Annotated in this window: 20 protein-coding genes and 2 pseudogenes; 10 read left to right on the forward strand and 12 right to left on the reverse strand. The window is 69.6% G+C overall.

Annotation, left to right across the window (positions count from 1 at the left end):
• Window positions 1-30: 30 nt before the first annotated feature.
• From PM1_RS13530 to PM1_RS13550, 5 genes are all read left to right on the forward strand, one after another.
• Window positions 31-705, forward strand: coding sequence for a GltB/FmdC/FwdC-like GXGXG domain-containing protein (locus PM1_RS13530; protein ID WP_009622548.1), 675 nt, complete (start codon window positions 31-33; stop codon window positions 703-705).
• Window positions 706-727: 22 nt separating this feature from the next.
• Window positions 728-2053 carry an FMN-binding glutamate synthase family protein gene (locus PM1_RS13535; RefSeq protein ID WP_009622547.1) on the forward strand — a complete coding sequence of 442 codons (1326 nt, stop codon included), beginning with the start codon at window positions 728-730 and terminating at the stop codon, window positions 2051-2053.
• Window positions 2054-2812: 759 nt separating this feature from the next.
• A complete protein-coding gene (locus tag PM1_RS13540) occupies window positions 2813-4132 on the forward strand; it encodes an ammonium transporter (protein ID WP_009622546.1) in 1320 nt (439 codons plus the stop codon).
• An 11-nt stretch (window positions 4133-4143) separates the two neighbouring features.
• The gene (locus PM1_RS13545; RefSeq protein ID WP_009622545.1) at window positions 4144-4482 is read left to right on the forward strand and encodes a P-II family nitrogen regulator; all 339 of its coding nucleotides are present in this window, start codon (window positions 4144-4146) and stop codon (window positions 4480-4482) included.
• Window positions 4483-4550: 68 nt separating this feature from the next.
• The gene (locus PM1_RS13550; protein WP_009622544.1) at window positions 4551-4892 is read left to right on the forward strand and encodes a DMT family transporter; all 342 of its coding nucleotides are present in this window, start codon (window positions 4551-4553) and stop codon (window positions 4890-4892) included.
• 448 nt (window positions 4893-5340) lie between these two features.
• Here PM1_RS13550 and PM1_RS31230 read toward each other — a convergent pair.
• From PM1_RS31230 to PM1_RS13595, 8 genes and pseudogenes are all read right to left on the reverse strand, one after another.
• Window positions 5341-6309: pseudogene (locus tag PM1_RS31230) on the reverse strand (methyl-accepting chemotaxis protein); the annotation flags it as partial.
• Window positions 6310-6378: 69 nt separating this feature from the next.
• A complete protein-coding gene (locus PM1_RS13565) occupies window positions 6379-8724 on the reverse strand; it encodes a DUF1989 domain-containing protein (RefSeq protein ID WP_009622542.1) in 2346 nt (781 codons plus the stop codon).
• A gap of 49 nt (window positions 8725-8773) precedes the next feature.
• Entirely contained in the window at window positions 8774-10144 is a 1371-nt protein-coding gene (locus PM1_RS13570) for a flavin-containing monooxygenase (RefSeq protein ID WP_009622540.1), read from the reverse strand.
• A 25-nt stretch (window positions 10145-10169) separates the two neighbouring features.
• Complete coding sequence (gene purU / locus PM1_RS13575) at window positions 10170-11027, reverse strand: formyltetrahydrofolate deformylase (protein WP_009622539.1); 858 nt, start codon at window positions 11025-11027, stop codon at window positions 10170-10172.
• A 53-nt stretch (window positions 11028-11080) separates the two neighbouring features.
• Window positions 11081-12211 carry an aminomethyltransferase family protein gene (locus tag PM1_RS13580; protein ID WP_009622538.1) on the reverse strand — a complete coding sequence of 377 codons (1131 nt, stop codon included), beginning with the start codon at window positions 12209-12211 and terminating at the stop codon, window positions 11081-11083.
• A gap of 32 nt (window positions 12212-12243) precedes the next feature.
• Complete coding sequence (locus tag PM1_RS13585; protein ID WP_009622537.1) at window positions 12244-13260, reverse strand: heme-dependent oxidative N-demethylase family protein; 1017 nt, start codon at window positions 13258-13260, stop codon at window positions 12244-12246.
• Window positions 13261-13270: 10 nt separating this feature from the next.
• Entirely contained in the window at window positions 13271-14197 is a 927-nt protein-coding gene (locus PM1_RS13590; RefSeq protein WP_009622536.1) for a PDR/VanB family oxidoreductase, read from the reverse strand.
• On the reverse strand, window positions 14194-14724 hold the full coding sequence (locus PM1_RS13595) for a dimethylamine monooxygenase subunit DmmA family protein (protein ID WP_009622535.1): 531 nt from the start codon (window positions 14722-14724) through the stop codon (window positions 14194-14196). Before PM1_RS13595 ends, PM1_RS13590 begins: the two co-directional genes overlap by 4 nt.
• 244 nt (window positions 14725-14968) lie before the next feature.
• On the opposite strand from PM1_RS13595, the gene PM1_RS13600 reads away from it, so the two are divergent.
• The 4 genes from PM1_RS13600 to PM1_RS13615 all read left to right on the forward strand — a co-directional run bounded on the left by PM1_RS13600 (window position 14969) and on the right by PM1_RS13615 (window position 17924).
• Window positions 14969-16099, forward strand: coding sequence for a sensor histidine kinase (locus PM1_RS13600; RefSeq protein ID WP_084229696.1), 1131 nt, complete (start codon window positions 14969-14971; stop codon window positions 16097-16099).
• Window positions 16068-16694, forward strand: a complete 627-nt coding sequence (locus PM1_RS13605; RefSeq protein ID WP_009622532.1) for a response regulator — start codon at window positions 16068-16070, stop codon at window positions 16692-16694. The genes PM1_RS13600 and PM1_RS13605 overlap by 32 nt, the downstream gene beginning before the upstream one ends.
• Window positions 16695-16706: 12 nt before the next feature.
• On the forward strand, window positions 16707-17441 hold the full coding sequence (locus PM1_RS13610; protein ID WP_009622530.1) for a PAS domain-containing protein: 735 nt from the start codon (window positions 16707-16709) through the stop codon (window positions 17439-17441).
• Between the two features lie 84 nt (window positions 17442-17525).
• The gene (locus tag PM1_RS13615; protein ID WP_009622528.1) at window positions 17526-17924 is read left to right on the forward strand and encodes a DUF1801 domain-containing protein; all 399 of its coding nucleotides are present in this window, start codon (window positions 17526-17528) and stop codon (window positions 17922-17924) included.
• 7 nt (window positions 17925-17931) lie between these two features.
• Here PM1_RS13615 and PM1_RS13620 read toward each other — a convergent pair whose 3' ends face one another.
• Entirely contained in the window at window positions 17932-18093 is a 162-nt protein-coding gene (locus PM1_RS13620) for a DUF2474 family protein (RefSeq protein WP_009622514.1), read from the reverse strand.
• A 28-nt stretch (window positions 18094-18121) separates the two neighbouring features.
• Entirely contained in the window at window positions 18122-19021 is a 900-nt protein-coding gene (locus PM1_RS13625; protein ID WP_009622512.1) for a LysR family transcriptional regulator, read from the reverse strand.
• Between the two features lie 303 nt (window positions 19022-19324).
• Between PM1_RS13625 and moaB the strand changes: the two genes are divergently transcribed.
• Entirely contained in the window at window positions 19325-19864 is a 540-nt protein-coding gene (gene moaB, locus PM1_RS13630; RefSeq protein WP_009622510.1) for a molybdenum cofactor biosynthesis protein B, read from the forward strand.
• A gap of 42 nt (window positions 19865-19906) precedes the next feature.
• Here the strand turns inward: moaB and PM1_RS13635 are convergent.
• Both PM1_RS13635 and PM1_RS13640 read right to left on the reverse strand, forming a co-directional pair.
• A pseudogene (locus PM1_RS13635) lies at window positions 19907-20796 on the reverse strand (bestrophin family protein).
• Between the two features lie 407 nt (window positions 20797-21203).
• Window positions 21204-22373, reverse strand: coding sequence for a GGDEF domain-containing protein (locus PM1_RS13640; RefSeq protein WP_009622504.1), 1170 nt, complete (start codon window positions 22371-22373; stop codon window positions 21204-21206).
• Window positions 22374-22493: the final 120 nt, after the last annotated feature.

Below are 22493 nucleotides of genomic sequence, written 5' to 3' on the forward strand. Positions count from 1 at the left end.
CGCACCGAGCAGAACATTGGAGACCCTTGCATGAAGACCATCGACCTTTCCAGCGCCTCGGTGCGCGAACTCAACCAGGCCCTGCACGGCGAGGTGCAGGACCGCGAATGGCTGGTGACCCACCCCGACGGCAAGCACAACCTGGCCGTGGGCATCGACCAGGCGGTGTCCGTGGATATTCAGGGCCACGCCGGCTACTACTGCGCGGGCATGAACCAGAAGGCCAGCGTCACCGTGCACGGCAACGTGGGTGTGGGCGTGGCGGAGAACATGATGTCCGGCAGCGTGCGGGTGAAGGGCAGCGCCTCCCAGGCCGCCGGCGCCACCGCCCACGGCGGGCTGCTGGTGATCGAAGGCGACGCCGGGGCGCGCTGCGGCATCTCGATGAAGGGCGTGGACATCGTGGTCGGCGGCAGCATCGGCCACATGAGCTGCTTCATGGGCCAGGCCGGGCGCCTGGTGGTCTGCGGCGACGCCGGCGACGCCCTGGGCGACTCGCTCTACGAGGTGCGCATCTACGTCAAGGGCGAGGTCAAGTCCCTGGGCTCGGACTGCATCGAGAAGGAAATGCGCGCCGAGCACCTGGTGGAGCTGAAGGAGCTGCTCAACCGCGCCGGCTTCGACGAGGACCCGGCCGCCTTCAAGCGCTACGGCTCGGCCCGCCAGCTGTACAACTTCAAAGTCGACAACGCTTCGGCCTACTGATCGCGCCGCGAGGAGACCCCCCATGAGCGAGAAACACACCCCGGTGCTGCGCGAGTCCGCCACCTTCGACCGCCTGACCATCCAGGAAATCCAGCGCGCCGCCGAGACCGGCATCTACGACATCCGCGGCGGCGGCACCAAACGCAAGCTGCCGCACTTCGACGACCTGCTGCTGCTGGGCGCCAGCGTTTCGCGCTATCCGCTGGAAGGCTACCGCGAGAAGTGCGGCACCGACGTGGTGCTGGGCACCCGCTTCGCCAAGAAGCCGATCCACCTGAAGATCCCGGTGACCATCGCCGGCATGAGCTTCGGCGCGCTCTCGGCCAACGCCAAGGAAGCCCTGGGCCGCGGCGCCAGCATCGCCGGCACCAGCACCACCACCGGCGACGGCGGCATGACCCCGGAAGAGCGCGGCCAGTCCCGGCACCTGGTGTACCAGTATCTGCCCTCGCGCTACGGCATGAACCCCGACGACCTGCGCAAGGCCGACGCCATCGAGATCGTCCTGGGGCAGGGCGCCAAGCCCGGCGGCGGCGGCATGCTGCTGGGCATGAAGGTCACCGAGCGCGTCGCCGGCATGCGCACCCTGCCGATCGGCGTTGACCAGCGCAGCGCCTGCCGCCACCCGGACTGGACCGGCCCGGACGACCTGGCGATCAAGATCGCCGAGCTGCGCGAGATCACCGATTGGGAAAAACCCATCTACGTGAAGATCGGCGCCAGCCGCCCGTACTACGACGTCAAGCTGGCGGTGAAGGCCGGCGCCGACGTGATCGTCCTCGACGGCATGCAGGGCGGCACCGCGGCCACCCAGGAAGTGTTCATCGAGCACGTCGGCATCCCCATCCTGCCGGCTATCCCGCAGGCGGTGCAGGCGCTGCAGGAAATGGGCATGCACCGCCAGGTGCAGCTGATCGTCTCCGGCGGCATCCGCAACGGCGCCGACGTGGCCAAGGCCATGGCCCTGGGCGCCGACGCGGTGGCCATCGGCACCGCCGCGCTGGTGGCCCTGGGCGACAACCACCCGCGCCTGGATGAGGAACTGAAGAAGATCGGCTCGGCCGCCGGCTACTACGACGACTGGCAGAACGGCCGCGACCCGGCCGGCATCACCACCCAGGACCCGGAGCTGTCCAAGCGCCTGGACCCGGTGGAAGCCGGCCGCCGCCTGGCCAACTACCTGCGGGTGCTGGTGCTGGAGGCGCAGACCATGGCCCGCGCCTGCGGCAAGTCGCACCTGCACAACCTCGACCCGGAAGACCTGGTGGCCCTGACCGTGGAAGCCGCGGCCATGGCCCGCGTGCCCCTGGCGGGCACCAACTGGGTGCCGGGGCAGGTGCAGTACTGAGCCACGGCGGGTAGTCCCGAAGGCCGGCGAGCGATCGCCGGCCTTTTTGTTTTCGCCGGCAGGGCATCGCGGACGGAGTCCGTTCCTACGGTTACAGGGAAGCACGGGCGTAGGAGCAACTGTCTTGCGCCGAGGTGCTTTTCGTAGGATGGGTTGAGCTTGCGATACCCATGCTGCCGTGGTGATGGGTATCGCTTCGCTCAACGCCATCCTACGAAAAGCCGTGCTTCCTGGCACCGTAGGACCTTGTCCGCGATGGCCGGAACCAACGGCGCGAATCGCGGATGAATCCGCTACGCCGCCCCACCCACACCATTCCCATGTAGGAGCGCGCCCTGCGCGCGAATCGCGGGCAGGGCCCGCTCCTACAGGTTACCGGGAGGTACGGTATTCCTCCTCCGTAGTAGCGGACTCCGTCCGCGATTGGATTTACCGGCCACGCCGGACACCCCGGCGCGGGCCTGCCATATTGCTTGACAGGAAATTCAAATTCGCACCAAGAAAATGCGCAACCCGCCGGCCACAACCCTGGCCCGCTCACCACCCCTCCGGAACAAAGCCTTTCCATTCAATCACCTAGGAGAAATTACCGGCTTCCGGCGAGCCTTGGCAGGCCAATTGCTATGCCTCCAGGGAAATAAAGTTGCCCTACAGGAAGGCACTGGCTACGGCCCGGCCACCTGCCCAGGGCGCTCGAAACGCCGGCCCGTGCCCCGACCGCGGGCCGGCCCCGTCCCCGTCGGTTGGAGGCAACAGGCAATGATCCGGTTTTCACACGTGAGCCGCAGTATGTTGGGCCTTTCCCTGCTGTTCGGCAGCGTCGCCGCCCTGGCGGACGAGGCGCCGCCGGCGATCAACAGCGGCGACACCGCCTTCGTCGCGCTCTGCTCGCTGGTGGTGCTGCTGATGACCCTGCCGGGCCTGGCGCTGTTCTATGGCGGCATGGCGCGGACCAAGAACGTGCTGTCGATCCTCATGCAGGTGTTCTGCACCGCTTCGCTGATGTCGGTGCTGTTCGCCGTGTACGGCTACAGCCTGACCTTCACCGACGGCGGCGCGCTGCAGTCGGTGGTCGGCGGCCTGGACAAGCTGTTCATGGTCGGCATCACCAAGGACTCGGTGGTCGGCACCATCCCCGAGTACCTGTACTTCCTGTTCATGCTGCTGTTCGCCGCCATCACCCCGGCGATCATCGTCGGCGCCTTCGCCGAGCGCATGAAGTTCGCCGCGGTCATGGTGTTCATGGCGGTGTGGCTGACCATCAACTACATCCCCATGGCGCACATGGCCTGGGGCGGCGGCTGGGTGTTCGACCTGGGCGTGCAGGACTTCGCCGGCGGCAACGTGGTGCACCTCAACGTCGGCATCGCCGCGCTGGTGGGCGCCTGGCTGCTGGGCCGGCGCCGCGGCTTCGGCACCGCCACCCTGGCGCCGCACAACATGACCATGACCCTCACCGGCGGTTCGCTGCTGTGGGTGGGCTGGCTGGGCTTCTGCGGCGGCTGCGCGCTGGCCGCCAGCGGCTTCGCCATGCTGGTGATGGTCAACACCATGCTCGCCAGCTGCGCCGGCGCCCTGGCCTGGATGCTCGTCGAATGGCAGCACAAGGGTAGGCCGAGCCTGTTCGGCGCGGTGTCCGGCGCCATCGCCGGGCTGGTGGCGATCACCCCGGCGTGCGGCTACGTCGGCCCCATGGGCGCCATCCTGCTCGGCCTGATCGCCGGCCCGGTGTGCGTCTGGTCGGTGGACAAGCTCAAGCCGATGATCGGCCTGGACGACGCCTTCGACGTGTTCGGCGTGCACGGCGTGGCCGGCATCCTCGGTGGCCTGCTGACCCCGGTGTTCGCCCTCACTGCCATCGGCGGCCAGGGCTTCCCCGAAGGCCGCGGGCTGTTCGACCAGTTGCTGGTCAATGGCGGCGCCATTCTCTTCAGCATCTGCTTCTCCGGCATCACCAGCCTGGTCGCCTTCAAGGTGGCCGCGGCGCTGTGCGGCGGGCTGCGTGTGGACGAGGAAGCCGAGGTGGACGGGCTGGACCTCTCCGCCCACGGCGAAGTCGGCTACAAGTACTCCAACTGAGGATGGCCGTCATGAAACTCATCACCGCGATCATCAAACCCTTCCGCCTGGACGACGTGCGCCTGGCGCTGACCGAGGCCGGCGTGCACGGCGTGACCGCCACCGAGGTCAAGGGCTACGGCCGGCAGAAGGGCCATTCGGAGGTGTACCGGGGCGCCGAGTACGTCGTGGAACTGCTGCCCAAGGTGAAGCTGGAGGTGGTGGTCGGCGACGCCCTGTGCCAGGCCGCCGTCGACGCCATCCTCAAGGCGGCGCGCACCGGCAAGATCGGCGACGGCAAGGTGTTCGTCCAGGACCTGGAGAGCATCGTGCGCATCCGCACCGGCGAGCTGGGCGAAGACGCCGTCTGAGCCCCTTGCAGCACCCAGCGCCGACGCCTTCGCGTCGGCGTTGTTTTTTGGCAAAGGAGAAACGACCGATGGCCTGGTTGAACGGCTGGGGCTACCTGATCCTGGCGGGGCTCTGCGAAGTGCTGTACGCCTCGATCATCCCCCGCACCGAGGGCTTCACCCGGCTGGGGCCGAGCCTCTACTGCGGGGTGTTCCTGGCGCTGAGCATCTACCTGCTGAGCCTGGCGGTGCGGGAGCTGCCGCTGGGGTTGGCGTATGCGGTGTGGGTGGGTATCGGTACGCTGGGTACGGTGGCTTACGGCAGCCTGTTTCTCGGGGAGCCGTTGGGGGCGTTGAAGGCGCTGTGCCTGGTGATGATCGTGGGGGGGATCGTTGGGTTGAAGCTGGTGGGGGGAGGGGAGGTGGTGTAGGGGGCATCGTGGGCGTTATCCCGTTCGTGCCATTGCCATGTAGGAGCGCGCCCTGCGCGCGAAATCGCGGGCAGGGCCCGCTCCTACAAGAGCAAGGTGTGGGGGCGATCCGTAGGAGCGGATCTTATCCGCGAATCGCGCTGGAACCCCCGGTTATCGCGGACAAGGTCCGCTCCTACGGTGGGATAGGTGCTGGGGTTGAGAGCGCCCTCTCCCTAACCCTCTCCCTGAAGGGAGAGGGGACTGTCCTCTGCCGTCTGGAACATCAGAGCACTCCTGTCATTTCCGGCTGAAGCCATACTTGCAGCGCACGCCGAACGGCCCCCTCTCCCTTCAGGGAGAGGGCTGGGGAGAGGGGACGGCGTTCATCTCAAGCACAGCTGCTACCGGCGAGCACCGTTCGCGAGCAAGCTCGCTCCTACGAAAAGCGCGTCCTGCTGGTTCAGTGCTGCTGCAGCATCGCCTGGATCTGCTGCACCGACTCCTGGGTGCGCCTTGCCAGGTTGCGCACCTCGTCGGCCACCACGGCGAAGCCGCGGCCCTGTTCGCCGGCGCGGGCGGCTTCGATGGCGGCGTTCAGGGCCAGCAGGTTGGTCTGCTCGGCTATGCCGCGGATCACCCCGGCCACCTGGGCGATCTGCCCGTAGGTGGTCTGGATGTTCGCCTGCTCGCGTTCGTGCAGGGCGGCGGCGGCTTTTTCGTCGCTGATCTCGCGCACCGCGCCGGTCACGTACAGCAGGCGGCCGCGGTTGTCGCGCAGGCAGCGGCCGCGTTCGCGGAACCAGATTTCGCCGCGGCTCTTGTGGCGCATGCGGTATTCCACCGCGTAGGAGCCGTCGCCGTTGCTGTCGGCCATGGCGGCGTTGAAGGTCTGCATGACCGTCTTCAGGTCGTCCGGGTTGACCACGCCGAAGTAGCTGTCCCAACCGTCGGGGAATTCCTCGCGCCGGTAGCCGATCAGCTCGCGGAACTGCTCGGACCAGCGGATCAGGTTGTGCGGGTGGTCCGGGTCGCCGTTGACCACGTTCATCGCCCAGCAGCCTTCGGTGAGGGTGCGCTGGGTCAGTTCCCAGACCTGGCGTTCCTCCTGCCATTGCCGGCGTTCGGCCTCCAGCTCGCCGAGCTGGCGCTGCTGCTGTTCCAGCTCGTCGCGCAACTGCTGGTTCTGCTGCTCGGCCTGGGCCAGGCGCCGTGTCAGGTCCTGGTATTCCCCGGCGCTGCAGGGCGCTGGCGGCTGCCGTTCGGCGTGCTGGCGGAAGCTCAGCAGCTCCTGCCAGCCACGCTGCAGGCGTTCCAGGCTGGCGCGCAGGCGCGGCTCGCAGTGCCGCGGCGGCGCCGTGTCAGGTTCGCTGGAAAGCTGGTCGAGCCACTGGCCGAGCTCCTCGGCCAGGTTGCGGGATGCTTTGCTGAACCACATCGGCCGTTCCTCCTTGGTCTGCGAGCGACGCGTTGCCTACACACTGCAAAAGCCACTCCAGAAAGCGCCTCAGGCGCGCACGCGGCTCTTCTGCGGGTCGTAGGCCACGGTGCCGGCGGCCACTTGCGCGCGGATGCGCTTCTGCTGGCCGTCGAGCTTGCCGACCTCCACCGCCGTGCCCGGCTCGCAGTAGCCCACGTCCAGCCGGCACAGGGCGATGTTCCTGCCCAGCAGCGGCGAGCGGGTGGCGCTGGTGACGACGCCGACCTGGGCGCGGCCGACGTGCACGCAGTCGCCGTGCGCGGCCGGCTCGTTGCCTTCCAGTTCCAGCCCCACCAGGCGGCGTTGTGGGTTGGCGCTGCGCCTTAGCAGGGCATCCTTGCCGATGAAGTCGGCCTGCTTGCTCTTCAGCGGCACGCAGAAGCCGATGCCGGCCTCGAAGGGGTCGGTCTGGTCGTCGAACTCGTAGCCGGCGAACACCAGCCCGGCCTCGATGCGCAGCATGTCCAGCGCGTGCAGGCCCAGGGGCACCAGGCCCAGCGGCTCGCCCAGCTGCCACAGGCGTTGCCACACGGCCATGGCGTCGCTCGGGTGGCACCACAGCTCGTAGCCCAGCTCGCCGGTGTAGCCGGTGCGCGAGACCATCAGCGGCGCGCCGTTGTAGTCGTCGAGGCGGCCGCTGAGGAAGCGGAACCAGCCCAGGTCTTCCAGCTGCGGCTGGGTGCCCGGCGTCCAGACCATGCCCTTGAGCAGTTCGCGGGCCAGCGGGCCCTGCACGGCGACGTTGTGGATCTGCTCGGAGGCGCTCTTGATCCACACCTTCATGCCCAGCTTCTGCGCCTGTTCGCGCAGCCAGTCGCCGGCGTAGTCCTCGCCGCCGATCCAGCGGAAGGCGTCCGGCCCCAGGCGCAGCAGGGTGCCGTCGTCGAGCATGCCGCCGTGTTCGTAGCACATCGCCGAGTACACCACCTGGCCGACCGCCAGCTTGCGCACGTCGCGGGTCAGGCAGTAGTCCAGCAGGGCCTCGGCGTCCGGGCCCAGCACCTCGAACTTGCGCAGGGCGGAGAGGTCCATCACCGCCACTTTCCCGCGGCAGCCGTGGTATTCCTCGATGGCGCCGTAGCCGTCGAAATGCGTCGGCGTCCAGAAGCCGCGGTAGTCGATGAACTGCCGGGTGAGGGCGGCGGTGCCGGGGTGGAAGCCGCTTTCGCGGGTCAGTTGCGGGTCGGCGTCGGGCGTCTTGCGGTTGGCCATGGCGATACTGAAACGCTCCTTTTCGCTGTACACGCGGACGTGGATGTCGGTGGGCTGCCAGCCGTTGGCCGGGTCGATGTCGTCGGGGCAGGAACTGCTGGCGCAGACCAGGTCGGTGAGGGCGCGCAGCAGCACGTAGTCGCCGGGGCGCGACCAGGGTTCGTCGAGGGTCAGCTGCTGGTGCGCGTCGACCCCGGTGTTGAAGAAGAAGTTGATCGCCGGCCAGCCGGCGCGGCCGCGCACGCCATGGCTGGCGAGGGCGCGGCTGAGGTTGTCGCTGCAGTTGGCGTGGCCGAAGTAGCCCTGGGCTTCGTAGTAGCGCGCGGTGCAGGCCAGGGCGAAGGTGTCGTGGCGGCCCACGGTGTCGCGCACCACCTCCAGCATCGGCTGCAGGTCGCGGTCGTAGAAGCGGCTGTACAGGCCCGGGCCGGGGTAGGCGTTGCCGTTGAGGGTGCGGGTGACGGTGGGGTCGAGGTCGATCTCGCGGCCGGCGTCCAGGCCGCGGCGGTCGAAGGCGACGAAGTCCGAGCACTGCCGGCCGGCGACGTCGAGCACCTGGATGTACTGCCCGGCGGCGACCGTGTAGGCGTTGGCGCTGCCGGGGCGGATGGTGAATTCGTCCAGCACCTCGCCCAGCGGCGCCGGCAGCGGCGGGGCGAGCAACTGGCGCGGGTTGGCGCGGTGCACCAGCAGGCGCAGCTCGCTGGCCCGCGCCTGGCTGTCTACCGGCGTGGGGCCGCCGGGCGCGGCGACTATCACCAGCAGCGCCGCGCCGGCGTCGAGGGTGCGGCTGAAGCCGGCCGGCGTGCCGCCTTCCCACAGCCGCGCGGTGCTCGGCAGGTGGCGGCAGTCGATGCCGCGCCGGGCCAGGCCGGCGCTGACGTGGGCGGCCTCGCGGCTGCCGTCGTGCAGCAGGTGGTGGATGAAGTCGGTGCCGGGGCTGGGCGCCAGGCCGAGGTCGGCCAGGGCCGGGCGGCCATCGGCGGCGAAGGCCAGCAGTTCGGCGCCCTGGTCGCCTTCCAGGTCGATGGCCTGCAGCCGGTCGCCGGCTTCCAGGGCCAGCACGGTCAGGCCGCCGGGGGCGACGCGGTGGCGCTCCAGCGCCGGGGCGCGGGCGAACAGGGCCGGCTCGAAGGGCCGGCTCGTCACGGGCAGGTTCATTCTCGTGCTCCACGCAAGGCGGGGCGGCGGGGCCGCCCCGGGAGAAGGCTCAGAGGGCTTTCCTGAGCTGGTCCACCGGCTGGTCGGCCAGGTAGGCCTCCAGCGAATCGTCCAGGGCCTGCAGCCAGGGCGTGTGGTGCGGCGTGGCGAGGGTGCCGGTGATCAGCGAGCGGTGGCACTTGTCGCGGTAGCCCATGATGTTTTCGTACTTGTCCTGCTTCCATTGCAGGAAGGTGTTGTTCACCTCGGCGATGTCGAAGCTGGGGTAGTCGGTGGCCTCGATCAGCTGGCGGATGTACTCGCCCTGGAACTCGAACATCTGCCGGGCGTTCTCCAGGGTTTCCTCCTCCTGGCGCCAGGCCAGGTCCTCGGCGCGCATCAGCGCCGGGCTCGGCAGGGCGATGCGCCCGAGGATCACGTCGCGGGCGTACCAGGCCTGGGCGTCGAACATGTTGAAGCTGTACCACTGGTCCTGCATGCCGAGGTAGACCAGCCGCGGGTTCTGCTCCCAGAACACGCCCTTGTAGAGGTTCAGCGGCCACAGGCGGTTGTCGGTCTTCAGCCGCAGCTCCTCCGGCAGGAAGGGGAAGTGGTGCTTGTAGCCGGTGCACAGGATGATGGCGTCGACGCGCTTGCTGCTGCCGTCGGCGAAGAAGGCGGTGCTGCCCTTGACCTGGGTGAGCAGCGGTTTCTCCTCCCAGTTCTCCGGCCACTTGTAGCCCATGGGCGCGCTGCGGTAGCAACTGGTGATGCTGCGCGCGCCGTATTTGAAGCACTGCGAGCCGATGTCCTCGGCCGAGTAGCTGCCGCCGACGATGAGCACGTCCTTGCCCTGGAATTCCAGGGCGTCGCGGAAGTCGTGGGCGTGCAGCACGCGCCCGGCGAAGCTCTCGAAGCCGTCGAAGTAGGGCACGTTGGGCGTGGAGAAGTGGCCGCTGGCGACCACCACGTAGTCGAAGGCCTCGCTGTAGGTGCGGTCGTCGTCGTAGCTGTGGGCGGTGACCTCGAAGGTGCCGCCGGCCTCGTCCCAGGTGACGTTGCGCACCGTGGTGTTGAAGCGGATGTAGGGGCGCACGCCGGCCTTGACCACGCGGCCCTTGATGTAGTCCCAGAGCACCTCGCGCGGCGGGTAGGAGCCCATGGGCCGGCCGAAGTGCTCGTCGAAGCTGTAGTCGGCGAACTCCAGGCATTCCTTCGGCCCGTTGGACCAGAGGTAGCGGTACATGCTGCCGTGCACCGGCTCGCCGTGCTCGTCCAGGCCGGTGCGCCAGGTGTAGTTCCACATGCCGCCCCAGTCGGCCTGCTTCTCGAAGCAGACCAGTTCGGGGATCTCGGCGCCCTTGTCGCGCGCCGACTGGAAGGCCCGCAGCTGGGCCAGGCCGCTGGGGCCGGCGCCGATGATGGCGACTCTTTGCTTCATGTCCGGTGCTCCACGTTCGTCGTTGTCAGGAGAAGATCACGGTCTTGTCGCGGTTGATGAACACGCGGTGCTGCAGGTGGTACTTGAGCGCCCGCGACAGGGCCACGGTTTCGGTGTCGCGGCCGATGGCCACCAGCGCCTCGGGGCTGTAGGCGTGGTCCACGCGCTGCACTTCCTGCTCGATGATCGGGCCCTCGTCGAGGTCGCTGGTGACGTAGTGCGCGGTGGCGCCGATCAGCTTCACGCCGCGCTCGTAGGCCTGGTGGTAGGGCTTGGCGCCCTTGAAGCCGGGGAGGAAGGAGTGGTGGATGTTGATGGCCTTGCCGGAGAGCTGTTTGCAGAGGTCGTCGGAGAGGATCTGCATGTAGCGGGCGAGCACCACCAGCTCGGTGCCGGTCTCGGCGACTATCTTCAACAACTCGGCTTCCTGCTGGGCTTTGGTGTCCTTGGTGACCGGCAGGTAGATGAAACGGATGCCTTCGCGCTCGGCCATGGGGCGCAGGTCGAGGTGGTTGGAGACGATGGCGGTGATCTGCATCTTCAGCTCGCCCTTGGCATGGCGATAGAGCAGGTCCGCCAGGCAATGGTCGAACTTGCTGACCATCAGCAGCACGCGCATCGGCCGCTGGCCGTCGAACAGCTGCCAGTGCATGTCGAAGGGCACGGCGACGTCCTCGAAGCCGTCGCGCAGGGCCTGGATGTCGCCCTTGGCGTCGGCGTCGAAGCGGAACACGGCGCGCATGAAGAAGCGCCCGGTGATCTCGTCGTCGAACTGCGACAGCTCGCTGATGTAGCACTGCCGCCCGGCCAGGTAGGTGCTGACGGCGGCGACTATCCCGGAGCGCGCCGGGCAGTCGATGGTGAGGATGTAGTGGGTGTCCATGTTCGGTCTCGCAGCAGGGTGGAAGGCCGCCCGGCGCACCGGGCGGGCAGGGCTCAGCCCTTGGCGGTGCGCTTCTTCTTCTCGGGGTCGTCGAAGGGCAGGGTGTGGGCGATGGCGCCGGCCTGCAGGCTGCCGCGCACCTGCAGCGGCACGCCCTGTTCGGCGCAGTCGGTGCTCAGCCGGGCGATGGCCATGGAACGGCCGGTCAGCCGCGAGTACATGGCGCAGGTGATCAGCCCCACTTCCTGCCCGGCATGCCACAGGGTGTCGCCGGCCTGGGCGGCCTGCTCGCCGTCGAGCAGCACGCCGAAGATGCGGAAGCGCTCCTGGCCCTTGAGCCGGTAGTGCTCGCCGGCGCCGCGGAAGTCCTGCTTGCCGGGCGACACGGTGAAGTCCAGGCCCAGCTCCCAGAGGCTGTCGCCGGCCTTCTCGTCGGCGAAGGGGTACATCTGCGAGTTGTCGTAGGGGTAGAACAGCAGGTAGCTCTCCACCCGCAGCCAGTCCAGGGCGGTGAAGGCGCAGGGGATGATGCCCAGGTCCTTGCCCTGTTCGAGGATGCCGTCCCAGATGGCCGGGGCGTCGGCGGCCTTGCAGAAGATCTCGTAGCCGCGCTCGCCGGTGTAGCCGGTGCGCGAGATCATCACCGGATGCCCGAACAGCTTGCCCTGCAGGTGGTGGAAGTAGGGCAGCTCGCGGATGCCCGGCACGTGCCTGGCGAGGAAGTCCACCGCCAGCGGGCCCTGCAGCGACAGGTCGTGCAGGTCGTCGTCGAACAGCACCGCCACCTGCCGGCCCTGGGCCGAGCGGATGAGCATCTCGTGGCCGACGCCGGCCCCGTGCACCACCATGAAGGCGTTGGGGCCGGTGCGGTAGACGATGCAGTCGTCGGCGAACCTGCCGTCCTCGTCGAGCATGCAGGCGTACACCGACTTGCCCGGGTAGAGCTTGGAGATGTCGCGGGTGGTGGCCCAGTCCAGCAGGCTCTCGGCGTGGGGGCCGACGTAGTGCACCTTCTTCAGCCCGGACACGTCCATCAGCCCTGCGCGGGTGCGGATCGCCTCGTGGTGGTCGGCGAGGTCGCTGGCGTAGGTCCAGGCGGTGCCCATGCCGTTCCAGTCCTCGAGTTTGGAGCCAAGCGCCAGGTGGCGTTCACGCAGGGCGCTGATGCGCCAGGAATTGGCCATGGGGTAATCCTCTTGTAGTGGGTGGCGGTTCTTCAGGCTTGCGGATCGAACGGCCGCAGCCAGTCGAGCAGGGCGCCGCGGTAGCGGCTCAGGCCCTTGTAGTCGGCGATCGGCTCGGGCAGGTCGCGCAGCACGCGGTACAGGCGCCGGGCCCAGTGCGGCTGGGTGGCCAGCTCGTTCATGCTGATCAGGTAGGTGCGGATGCTGAACATCAGCGCGTGGCTGCGCGGCAGGCGCGCCATCACCTGCAGCTCCACGCGCAGGTGCACCAGCTCGCCGGCGTTCTGCGCGGTGACGCTGCCGCGGTCGGCGCCCCACTCGTGGTAGGTCTCCGGCGAGGTGTCCAGGCGCGGGTTGATGGTCATGGTCCAGTTCAGCCGGCGCATCGGCTGGCCCACCTGCAGGTTCAGCAGGTACTTCAGGGCGCGGTCGAACACGCCCATCTGGTGCGCCATGGGCACCGGCGAGTGCCACTGCTTGAAGCTCATGCCGGCGTCGAAGGCCAGCGACCAGTCGGCCGGGCCGGTGACCATGCCGGCGTCCATGAACAGGTCGCCGTCGCGCTGGTCGAGCAGGGCGAAGTCGCCCTGTACCTGGCGGGTGATGTATTCCAGCGGCTCGCAGGGCAGGCTGCCGGCGTCGCCGTAGGTGAAGCGCTGGTGGATGCCCAGCACCAGGTTGCGCCACTCCCACTGCGCGCCCTCGCGGCGCAGCTGGAAGTACTGCGGGTAGTCGCTGGAAAGGCGCTCCATCAGCAGCGCCAGGGCGTCCCAGGCGGCCGGCTGCATGTGCGGCATCACCAGGCAGCGCGTCGGGTCGCGCTGCAGCACCAGGGCGCGCTCGGCCACCTCGGAGCGGTAGTGCTCGTCGATGTCGAACAGGTGCTCGAACACCGAGCCCGGCTCGCGCGGCACGGCCGGCTCGATGTTCACCGAGTACTGGTAGCGGTCTTCCGGGAAGGGGAACGGGAAGCGGCGGATGGCCTCCGCGCTGTTGGCGAAGCTGAAGGCCTCGCGGTAGCGCTCCACCGGCTTGAGGGTCGTGGGCATCGTGGTTCTCCTAGAGGTCGAGCAGGATCGGGCCGCAGCCGCGGGATACGCAGGGCATCAGGCTGCCGGCGCGTTCGCCGGCGTCGAGGACGTGGTCGCGGTGCTCCACCTCGCCCTTGAGGTAGCGCGTCTGGCACTGCCCGCAGACCCCGCCGCGGCACAGACTGGGCACTTCCACGCCGGCGCCTTCCAGGGCTTCGAGCAGGCTCTGCTCGGCGCCCACTTCCAGCTGGCGGCCGCTGCGCGCCAGCTCCACGCGGAACGGCTGGCCCGGCTCGGGCGAGGCGAAGGCTTCCCAGTGCACCCGCGAGTCGCTCCAGCCCAGCGCCGCGGCCTGCTCGCGCAGGGCCAGCAGAAGGCGCTGCGGGCCGCAGACGTAGACGTGGCTGCCCAGCGGGCGGTGGCGCAGCAGCTGATTGAGGTCCAGCGCGCGCTGGGCGCCGTCGTATTCGTGCAGGCGCTCGCCGAGCAGGTCGCGCAGTTCGCCCAGATAGGCGTCGCTGATCCCGCTGCGGTAGGCGTAGTGCAGTTCGAAATCCGCGCCGCGGCGCAGCAGTTCGCGGCAGTGGGCGAGGAAGGGTGTGATGCCGATGCCGCCGGCCACCAGGATGTGCCGGCGCGCCTCGCCGTGCAGGGCGAACAGGTTGGCCGGGGCGCCGACGCGCAGCCGGTCGCCGACCTGCAGTTGCTCGTGCAGGTAGCGCGAGCCGCCGCGGGACTTTTCCTGGCGGCGCACGGCGATGCGGTAGTGGCTGGCGTCGGCCGGGTCGCCCAGCAGCGAGTAGGCGTTGCGCAGGCCGTTGGGCAGGCACAGCTGCACGTGGCTGCCGGCGGAGAAGCCGGGCAGCGCGCCGTCCACGGCCTCGAAGGTGAATTCGCGGATCACCGGGGTGAGGGCGCGCACGGCGCTCACCCGCACGTCGAAGAAGGCGCTCATGGGCGGGCCTCCGCATAGGGTTGGTCGGCGTCGGCGCACACGCCCAGGTAGGCGCCCAGGCGCTGGGAGAAATGCCGCCGCACTTCCAGGCGCACGCCGCATTGGCGGCAGTCGTGGTGGTCGGCGGCGCCGGCGCTCTGCAAGGTGCTGCAGTGCACGCAGTACAGCGTGCGGGCGGCCCCGCCCTGGCGCAGCAGGTGGATCTCGTCGGGGCGCAGGCCGGCCTGGCGGGCCAGGGCATGCAGCGGCCAGAGGAAGGCCTCGTCGCCCCACAGCAGCAGCTGCAGGCCGACGCTGGCGCTGGCCAGGCGTTCCTGCAGGGCGCGCGGGGCGTTCTGCGCATCGGTGGCCAGCAGTTCCAGTTCGCCGGCGGCCAGCCCGAGGCGGGCGGCCACGGCGCGGGCCTGGTCGGCGTCGGCCTGTTGCATCACCAGCAGCGCCTGGCCGCCGGCCAGGCGCGGCGGGGCGTCGTAGCGGGGCAGGCTGGGCAGCGGCGGGGCGCTGGCGCAGAGAGCGGTATCGGTCATGGCTTCCTCGCTGGGTGGGTCGCCGCCGTGCCCGATCCTGAGGCGCGGGGCCTTGTGTTGGTGCGCATCCGGGCGCTGGCGGCGGCGAACTTTCGTATTTCGCGTTGGGGAAAATATTTTCCTGTTGCGAATAACCGCTCAATCCGCAGGAGGTGATATCTCCAAAGGGGTAAGGGCCGCGGGGAGGCCCCGCCGAGGGCATGAAAGTTGCTGCCGCTAGCGCAATTGCGAACGAGGGCTGGGCATGGGCGCACGGCGTGCGGGGTGGCTGGATCGCTGGCGGCAACGATGGCTCGCAGGCGCCGTCGCGTCCGCGCCACGGCGCGCCGAGGCCGAGCTGCTGCGCGGGCTGCTGGAGGAACCGGGCAGCTGGGCGCCGCTGGCGCGCCTGCTCGCCGACCTGGCGGCGGCCCACCCCGCTGCCGCGCCCTGCCTGCTGCTGGACGAGCCCGGCCTGGCGGAGCCGCTGCGCCGTCCGGCGGCCTTCTGCGCCGAGCCCGACTGCCCATTGCGCGACCTGCCGGCCCTGCGCGCCGGCCCCTGCCGGCCCTGCCGGGCGCGTGGCGAGCCAAGGCAGCTGTGGCCGCTGGAGCCGGGCGGCCACGCCGCGCTGGCGCTGCAGGACGCCACTGGCCGCCAGCACCGGGCGCTGCTGGCCTGGCTGCCGCTGCTGGCCGCCAGCGCCCACGGCATCGCCCGCCAGCGCGCGCGGCTGCGCCTGGAGCGCCATGGCCAGGACACCCTGCTGGCCCGCGAACTGCACGACTCGGTGGCCCAGCAGCTGGGCTTCCTGGCCTTCCAGGCGAACCGCCTGCAGGGCCAGTTGCAGCGCCCGCAGCAGGCCGCGCCGCTGCTGGAGGAATTGCGCCACGGCCTGCAGGCGGTGCAGCGCCAGGTCCGCGAGCTGATCGGCAATGCCCGGCTGAGCCTGGACGGGCGCAGCCTGCGCCAGTCGCTGCTGGATTCGGTGGAGGAGTTCGGCCGGCGCAGCACCATCGTCTTCGAGCTGGACAACCGCCTGCCCGACGGCCTGCTCGACGACGAGCAGGCCCTGCAGGTATTGCAGATCGTCCGCGAGGCGCTGGCCAACATCGTCCGCCACTCCCACGCGCGCACCGCGCGCATCGACCTGCGCCTGGCCCGGGGCGAGCTGCGGGTGACGGTCGAGGACGACGGCGTCGGCCTGCAGGCCTGCGGCGAGACCGGCCACTTCGGCCTGTCGATCATGCGCGAACGGGCCCTGGCCATCGGCGCCGGCCTGAGCGTGAAGACCATCCCGCCACGGGGCACGCGGGTCGCGTTGCGGCTGCCCGGCATGGCCCTCAACCCGGAGGAGAAAGCCGATGCACAGCGCCACCTTGCTGCTGATCGATGACCACCCGCTGTTCCGCCGCGGCCTGGCCGAGCTGCTCAGCGAAAGCGGCGAGTTCACCGTGGTCGGCCAGGCCTCCAGCGGCCGCGAGGGCATCAGCCTGGCCTGCCAGCTGAGCCCGGAGCTGATCCTGCTGGACCTGCACATGCCCGGCCTGGGCGGTCTGCAGGTGCTCGACGAGCTGCGCCAGCTGGAGCTGGACAGCCAGGTGATAGTGCTCACCGCCTCGGCCGACCGCGCCGAGCTGGCCGCCGCCCTGCGCCTGGGCGCCGAGGGCTACCTGCTCAAGGACACCGAGCCTGAGGCGCTGCTGGACTACGTGCGCGGCTGCGGCCGCGGCTCGGTGCAGCTGGACGGCAGCCTGGTGGCGCTGCTCGCCGAGCCCGGTCCCGCCGCGCCGCCGGACGAGCTCACCGCCCGCGAGGGCCAGACCCTGGCGCTGATCGCCCAGGGCCTGAGCAACAAGCGCATCGCCCGCGAGCTGGGCATCAGCGACGGCACCGTGAAAATCTACGTGAAGAACCTGCTGCGCAAGTTCCACCTGGGCTCGCGCCTGGAACTGGCCGCCTGGGTCCACCGCGGCGGCGGCCCGCACTGAGGAGGACGGCACATGGCAACCCCTTTCGCCGATGGCCGCGACGACGGCGACCGCTACCCGGTGGCGCTGCTGCGCCTGGACGGCCGCGGCCGCATCCGCCGGGCCAACCGCGCCTGGCGCCTGTTGATGGGCGACAGCGGCCTGGGCGAGGAACTGGCCGCCTGCCTGCACCAGGAAGACCTGCCCGGCTGGCGCGCGGTGCTGCGCCAGGCCCGCCAGGGCGACGGCGCGCGGCAGTGCCTGCGCTTCATCGACGCCCACGGGCGCCTGCGCTGGTTCGACGTGCAGTTGGACGGCGACGCCGAGACGCTCTACCTGTCGCTCAGCGACGCCACCAGCCAGCGCCGCCAGGACGCCCGCCTGGAGGCCAGCCGGCGCGGCGCCGCCAGCCTGCTCGACGGCCTGCCCGGGCTGATCTACCGCGGGCGCAACAACCGCCAGTGGACCATGGAATTCGTCAGCGCCGGCTGCCTGCAGCTCACCGGCTACCCGGCGCACTACCTCACCGACACCTACGAACACAGCTACAGCACGCTGATCCTCGAGGAATACGCCGAATACGTCTGGGCCGGCGTGCAGCAGGCCCTGCTGCGCCGCGAGCCCTACGAGCTGACCTACCGCATCCGCTGCGCCGACGGGCGGATCAAGAACGTCTGGGAGAAGGGAGTGGGCATCTATGCCGACACCGGCGAGGTGCTCGGCATCGAGGGGGCCATCTTCGAGGTGGGAGCACCGCCGCCGACGTGACGATTTCGCCTGCCGCGGGCCCGTACCTGGTCGATACTCAAGCGGTCATGCCGGCGGCCGCCGGCGCGCGAGAGGACGAATGCGATGAGCGAAGACAAGCCTGTGGCGGCGGACGACGCCAGCGCCCTGATCAGCGCGCGGATCGCCGAGCTGGGCGACTGGCGCGGCGAGATGCTGGCGCGGGTGCGGGCGCTGGTGCGCGAGGCCGAGCCGGAGGTGGTCGAGCAGTGGAAGTGGCGGGGCGTGCCGGTGTGGTCGCGGGGCGGCATCCTCTGCACCGGCGAGACCTACAAGCAGGTGGTGAAGTTGACCTTCGCCAGGGGCGCGACGCTGGAGGACCCGGCGGGGTTGTTCAATGCCAGCCTCGAAGGTACGACGCGGCGGGCCATCGATATCCATGAGGGCGACGCGCTGGACGAGGCGGCGTTTCGCGCGCTGATCCGCGCGGCCGTGGCGGCGAACCTGGCGAAGCGCCGCGGCTAGCGGCGCGTCAGTGAGTCTTGAGGCCGGCGGCGGCCATGGCCAGGCGGATCGCCTCGGCGGCCAGCAGCACGCTGCCGACGCCGCCCAGCCACAGGGTGAGCAGCCACAGCAGTTGCTTGCGCAGGGGCTGGCTCGGCTGCTGCGGCGCGGGGTTCGGGATAGGGCTCATGTGGGCTCCGTGGCTGGGTTTCAGTGGCTCATTCGGCCGGGCTTTCGCCGGCGAGGATGGTGCGCGCCTCGGCGAAGCATTTCTCCGCCAGGGCCGAGCGCGGCTCGGTGCGCCGCTGCAGCAGGCCGATGGGGCTGTGGATGCTGGCGCCGGCGATGGGGGTGATGCGCAGGTGCTCGCTGAGGGTTTCCAGGCCGCAGTTCAGCGGCATGATGGCGCAGCACATGCCTTCGCCGATGGCCTGGATCAGTTGGAAGGTGGAGTCGCTCTCCAGCACCGGCAGCGGGTCCATGCCGCGGCTGCGGAAGCTCAGGTCGACGGACTGGCGGTAGTGCATGCCCTTGCTCAGCAGCCCCAGGGGCAGGTCGTTGAGCTTGTCCCACTTGAGCTCGCCGTCCTCGAACTGGAAGTGCCGCACGTCGTGCAGCAGGCCCATGGTGGTGGTGGCCAGTTCCAGCACTTCGAAGTAGGTGGTGTTGACCTGGTCGAGGTAGCAGATGCCCAGGTCCAGCTGGTTGCGGCTGAGGCCGTCGATGATCTGCTCCGAGCTCATCGACGATAGCTGGAACTGCAGCTCCGGGTAGCGCTGGGACAGCGGCTTGAGCACCTGCATCGGGTTGAAGCTGGACAGCGGCACCAGGCCCAGGCGCAGGCTGCCCACCAGTTGCCCGCGGCAGCTGGCGGCCTCGGCCTGCAGGCCGTCGTAGGCGGCCAGCAGGGTGCGGGCCCAGGCCAGGATGCGCTCGCCGGCCTCGGTGAAGCCCTCGAAGCGCTGGCCGCGGGTCACCAGCACCAGGTCCAGCTCGTCTTCGAGATTGCGCAGGCGCATGGACAGCGTGGGCTGGGTGATGTGGCAGAGCGCGGCAGCCTGCCCGAAGTGGCGGGTCTGGTCCAGGGCGATGAGGAACTTGAGCTGCTTGATGTCCATGGGAGCTGCCTGTCGGGTAGTGGGGGCCAAGGCCTGGCCGGCGTCATTTATCAGTATGTAGCCGAACGTGCGGCGCGGCGCCGTCGGTCTTGTCGTGGGAACGCGGATGAGCGGCACGTTACCGGGCGCGGCGGGCGGCGTCCAATCGTTGCTGCCGACCGCCCGATAGGCCGGCCTTATCGCGCCGCGAAAGGTCGCCGGCGCCGATAGAGGGCGTCGATCACCCGGTCTGCCATATCGATTGGACGGGGTAGGGGTTTGTCTCTAGCGTGGCTGCGAGTTCAATTTCGCGGAGACAAGGGCGTGAGCGTCAAACCCAATGCGGAATTCGTTCCGCTGAATATTGCCGTGCTGACCGTCAGCGATACCCGGACCTTCGACAACGACACGTCCGGCGAACTGCTGGCCAGCCGCAGCGTGGAGATCGGCCACCGCCTGGCGGCCCGCGTGCTGCTCAAGGACGACCTCTACAAGATCCGCGCCCAGGTCGCCGCCTGGATCGCCGACGACGACGTCCAGGTGGTGCTGGTGACCGGCGGCACCGGCTTCACCGCCCGCGACAGCACCCCCGAGGCGGTCGCCTGCCTGCTGGACAAGCAGGTCGAGGGCTTCGGCGAGCTGTTCCGCGCCCTGTCGATCCTCGACATCGGCACCTCCACCGTGCAGACCCGCGCCCTGGCCGGCCTGGCCAACGGCACCCTGGTGTGCTGCCTGCCGGGCTCCACCAATGCTTGCCGCACCGCCTGGGAAGGCATCCTCGCCGAACAGCTCGACGCCCGCCACCGCCCCTGCAACTTCGTCGCCCACCTCAAGCCCGGCCAGCGCTGCGAATCGCGGCAGTGAGCCCTCGTCGCCCGGCGCACTCTGCGCCGGGCGCCGCCGTCTTCAGCTGAGGATGCAGTCCACCGGCTCCAGCGGCCGCGGCAGCGCGCGCTCGCCGAGGGCGCCGAGGATGTCGCGCTCGATGACGCGGACCACGGCGTCCAGGGGCAGGTCGTTCTCGTCGCGGCCGAAGGGGTCTTCCAGCTCGTTGCCGATGGCGTCCAGGCCGAAGAAGGTGTAGCTGACGATGGTGGTGAACAGCGGCGCCATCCAGCCCAGCGGCTCGGCCATGGCGAAGGGCAGCAGGATGCAGAAGATGTAGATGGTGCGGTGCAGCAGCAGGGTGTAGGGGAAGGGCAGCGGCGTGCTCTTGATCCGCTCGCACACCGCCTGCGCCTCGCTGAGCCCGACCAGGCGCTGCTCCAGGGTGACGTAGCGCCACTCGCCCAGGGCGTTGCGCCGGGCCTGCGCCGAGCAGGCCGCGCCGATCTGCTGGAGGATGCCGTCGCTGACGTTGTGCAGCGCCACCGGCGCATCGGCCGCCAGCCAGGGCCGAGTTCGTCCTCGTTGCGCAGCCGCGCGTTGAGCGCGTGGGCATAGCCGCAGAGCGCCCGCAGCAGGCGTTCGCGCAGGGCGGCGTCGGTGATGGCGACGCTTTCGCGGATGAACGAGCGCATCTCGACGACCACCTGGCCCCAGGCCTTGCGGCCCTCCCACCAGCGATCGTAGCAGGCGTTGTTGCGGAAGCTCATGAAGATCGACAGCGACAGCCCCAGCAGGGTGAAGGGCGTGGCGCTGACCCGCGCGAAGAGTGCCGGATGGCGGCTTTCGACCAGCACGATCAGCGAGGCCAGCAGGGTGACCAGCAGGCTGCGCCAGGCGATGCGTTTGGCGATGGAGCCCTTGAGCGTGAACAGCACGCTGAACACGTTGGGCTGGGGGTGAACGATCATGGTGCTTCCGTGGACAGGGGGCGGTCGGCCGCCGGGTTCATGCAGCGTCGCCGGCCGCGCGGCGGTGGCGTTCGCCTTCGCGCCCGGGCATGGCCGGTCGAGGGCTTGCGGCGTATTCGGAGGAACTGTCTTCACAGCCTTGCGCCGAGGCTAGAGAGACGCCCCGGGAGCGTCAAATCGCTTTTGGTTACCAGCCGATAAGTGTGCTCTATCGGCCTCTTGCGACCAGGCTCCGGGCGCTTTGCCACGGGCTTTTCAGGACGATGGCCGACAGGGGTGGCGTGGTCGGAAGTTCCGCGGATGACGGCGTTCTTTCAATTGCAGCGGGCCCTGGAAAGTTCGCCTGGAATAACGTTTAGCGAACTATCCCGGCGGGACTTTCCCGGCCCGGGAACTGGCAGCGGCGGCTAGTCGCCGGCCAGGCACACGCGGTCGCGGCCCTGTTGCTTGGCCTGGTAGAGCAGGCGGTCGCAGCGGTCGAGCAGCTCGCCCGCTTCGGCGGCGCCGTCGGACAGCCCGCCGCCCAGGCTGATGGTCAGGTGGCAGAGGCGGTCGGGGCGCTTCAGGTGCTCGATGTCCAGTTCCGCCACGCGCTCGCGCAGGCGCTCGGCGACCTGGCGCAGCTCCAGCGGGCTGGCCACCTGCAGGAGGATGACGAATTCCTCGCCGCCGTAGCGGAACACCCGGGCCTGGCCGCTGCGCAGGGTGTCGGCCATGCAGTTCGCCACCTCGCACAGGCAGCGGTCGCCGGCGGGGTGGCCGTAGTGGTCGTTGAACGGCTTGAAGTAGTCGATGTCGGCCAGCAGCAGGGCGAAGGGCCGGCCGTGGCTGCGCATCTGCCGCCAGCTTTGTTCCAGGTGCAGGTCGAAGGCGCGGCGGTTGCCCACGCCGGTCAGCGCGTCGGTGGCGGCCAGGGCCTGCAGGCGCTGGTTCAGCTCGGCCAGTTCGGCGCGCTGGCGCTGGCCTTCCAGGTCGGCGAGGAAGGCCCGGCGCACGCCGTTGATGTTGGTCCAGCTGATGAACAGGCTGAAGGCCAGCACCGGCAGGTAGACCAGGGTGAACACCAGCAGCTCCTTGGGCTCGCCGGCGTGGATCAGCGCCACGTTGCCGAGGATCACCGCCGAGATCGCCAGGGAGCAGGCCAGGATGCCGGCGAAGGAATAGCGCACGCCGAGGTTGCCCAGGACGATGAACACCACCGAGGCGTAGAGGAAGGTGGGCACCTCCGGCGAGGCGCTGCGCTTGAGCAGCTCGAACCAGGCGATGGCCGAGACGATGTCGTGCAGCGGCATCAGCAGGTCCATCAGCAGCACGCTGCGGCTGTGGCGGAACACCAGGTAGATGTTCAGCAGGCCGACCAGGCTGAGCCCGCCGCGCAGCAGCAGCGACTGCAGGGCCATGTCCGGGATCAGCGCGGCGTCGGCGAGGACGTAGGCGTCGTAGGCCGCCATGGCGATGAAGTTGATCGCCAGCAGGAAGCCGCGGTAGTGCTGCAGCACATAGGCGCGCAGGGCCGGCTGCAGGTGCGCGGGGATGTGCCGCTCGCTGCTGGCCGTGGGGTGCTCGGGTAAGCTCATGACGCCTGCCTGTGGCCGGTCCATCGGGGTGTCGCGCGCCGGTCCACGCCCGACACGCTACTGCTGGATTGTGTCGGCAGGATGTAGGCCGTCTTGAACGGGCCTGGGCGCCGGCCGCCG

The organism is Pseudomonas sp. M1 (assembly GCF_022760135.1).
In the GTDB taxonomy this organism is placed as follows: domain Bacteria; phylum Pseudomonadota; class Gammaproteobacteria; order Pseudomonadales; family Pseudomonadaceae; genus Pseudomonas; species Pseudomonas citronellolis.

Excerpts from the sequence above, each read along its gene's own strand:
- PM1_RS13625 (WP_009622512.1), bottom strand. The coding sequence starts at position 19,021 with ATGGACATCAAGCAGCTCAAGTTCCTCATCGCCCTGGACCAGACCCGC.
- PM1_RS13565 (WP_009622542.1), bottom strand. The coding sequence starts at position 8,724 with ATGAACCTGCCCGTGACGAGCCGGCCCTTCGAGCCGGCCCTGTTCGCC.
- PM1_RS13585 (WP_009622537.1), bottom strand. The coding sequence starts at position 13,260 with ATGCCCACGACCCTCAAGCCGGTGGAGCGCTACCGCGAGGCCTTCAGC.
- PM1_RS13590 (WP_009622536.1), bottom strand. The coding sequence starts at position 14,197 with ATGAGCGCCTTCTTCGACGTGCGGGTGAGCGCCGTGCGCGCCCTCACC.
- PM1_RS13600 (WP_084229696.1), top strand. The coding sequence starts at position 14,969 with ATGGGCGCACGGCGTGCGGGGTGGCTGGATCGCTGGCGGCAACGATGG.
- purU (WP_009622539.1), bottom strand. The coding sequence starts at position 11,027 with ATGGACACCCACTACATCCTCACCATCGACTGCCCGGCGCGCTCCGGG.
- PM1_RS13580 (WP_009622538.1), bottom strand. The coding sequence starts at position 12,211 with ATGGCCAATTCCTGGCGCATCAGCGCCCTGCGTGAACGCCACCTGGCG.
- PM1_RS13540 (WP_009622546.1), top strand. The coding sequence starts at position 2,813 with ATGATCCGGTTTTCACACGTGAGCCGCAGTATGTTGGGCCTTTCCCTG.
- PM1_RS13620 (WP_009622514.1), bottom strand. The coding sequence starts at position 18,093 with ATGAGCCCTATCCCGAACCCCGCGCCGCAGCAGCCGAGCCAGCCCCTG.
- PM1_RS13605 (WP_009622532.1), top strand. The coding sequence starts at position 16,068 with ATGCACAGCGCCACCTTGCTGCTGATCGATGACCACCCGCTGTTCCGC.
- PM1_RS13610 (WP_009622530.1), top strand. The coding sequence starts at position 16,707 with ATGGCAACCCCTTTCGCCGATGGCCGCGACGACGGCGACCGCTACCCG.
- PM1_RS13550 (WP_009622544.1), top strand. The coding sequence starts at position 4,551 with ATGGCCTGGTTGAACGGCTGGGGCTACCTGATCCTGGCGGGGCTCTGC.
- PM1_RS13595 (WP_009622535.1), bottom strand. The coding sequence starts at position 14,724 with ATGACCGATACCGCTCTCTGCGCCAGCGCCCCGCCGCTGCCCAGCCTG.
- PM1_RS13535 (WP_009622547.1), top strand. The coding sequence starts at position 728 with ATGAGCGAGAAACACACCCCGGTGCTGCGCGAGTCCGCCACCTTCGAC.
- PM1_RS13530 (WP_009622548.1), top strand. The coding sequence starts at position 31 with ATGAAGACCATCGACCTTTCCAGCGCCTCGGTGCGCGAACTCAACCAG.
- PM1_RS13615 (WP_009622528.1), top strand. The coding sequence starts at position 17,526 with ATGAGCGAAGACAAGCCTGTGGCGGCGGACGACGCCAGCGCCCTGATC.
- PM1_RS13545 (WP_009622545.1), top strand. The coding sequence starts at position 4,144 with ATGAAACTCATCACCGCGATCATCAAACCCTTCCGCCTGGACGACGTG.
- PM1_RS13570 (WP_009622540.1), bottom strand. The coding sequence starts at position 10,144 with ATGAAGCAAAGAGTCGCCATCATCGGCGCCGGCCCCAGCGGCCTGGCC.
- PM1_RS13640 (WP_009622504.1), bottom strand. The coding sequence starts at position 22,373 with ATGAGCTTACCCGAGCACCCCACGGCCAGCAGCGAGCGGCACATCCCC.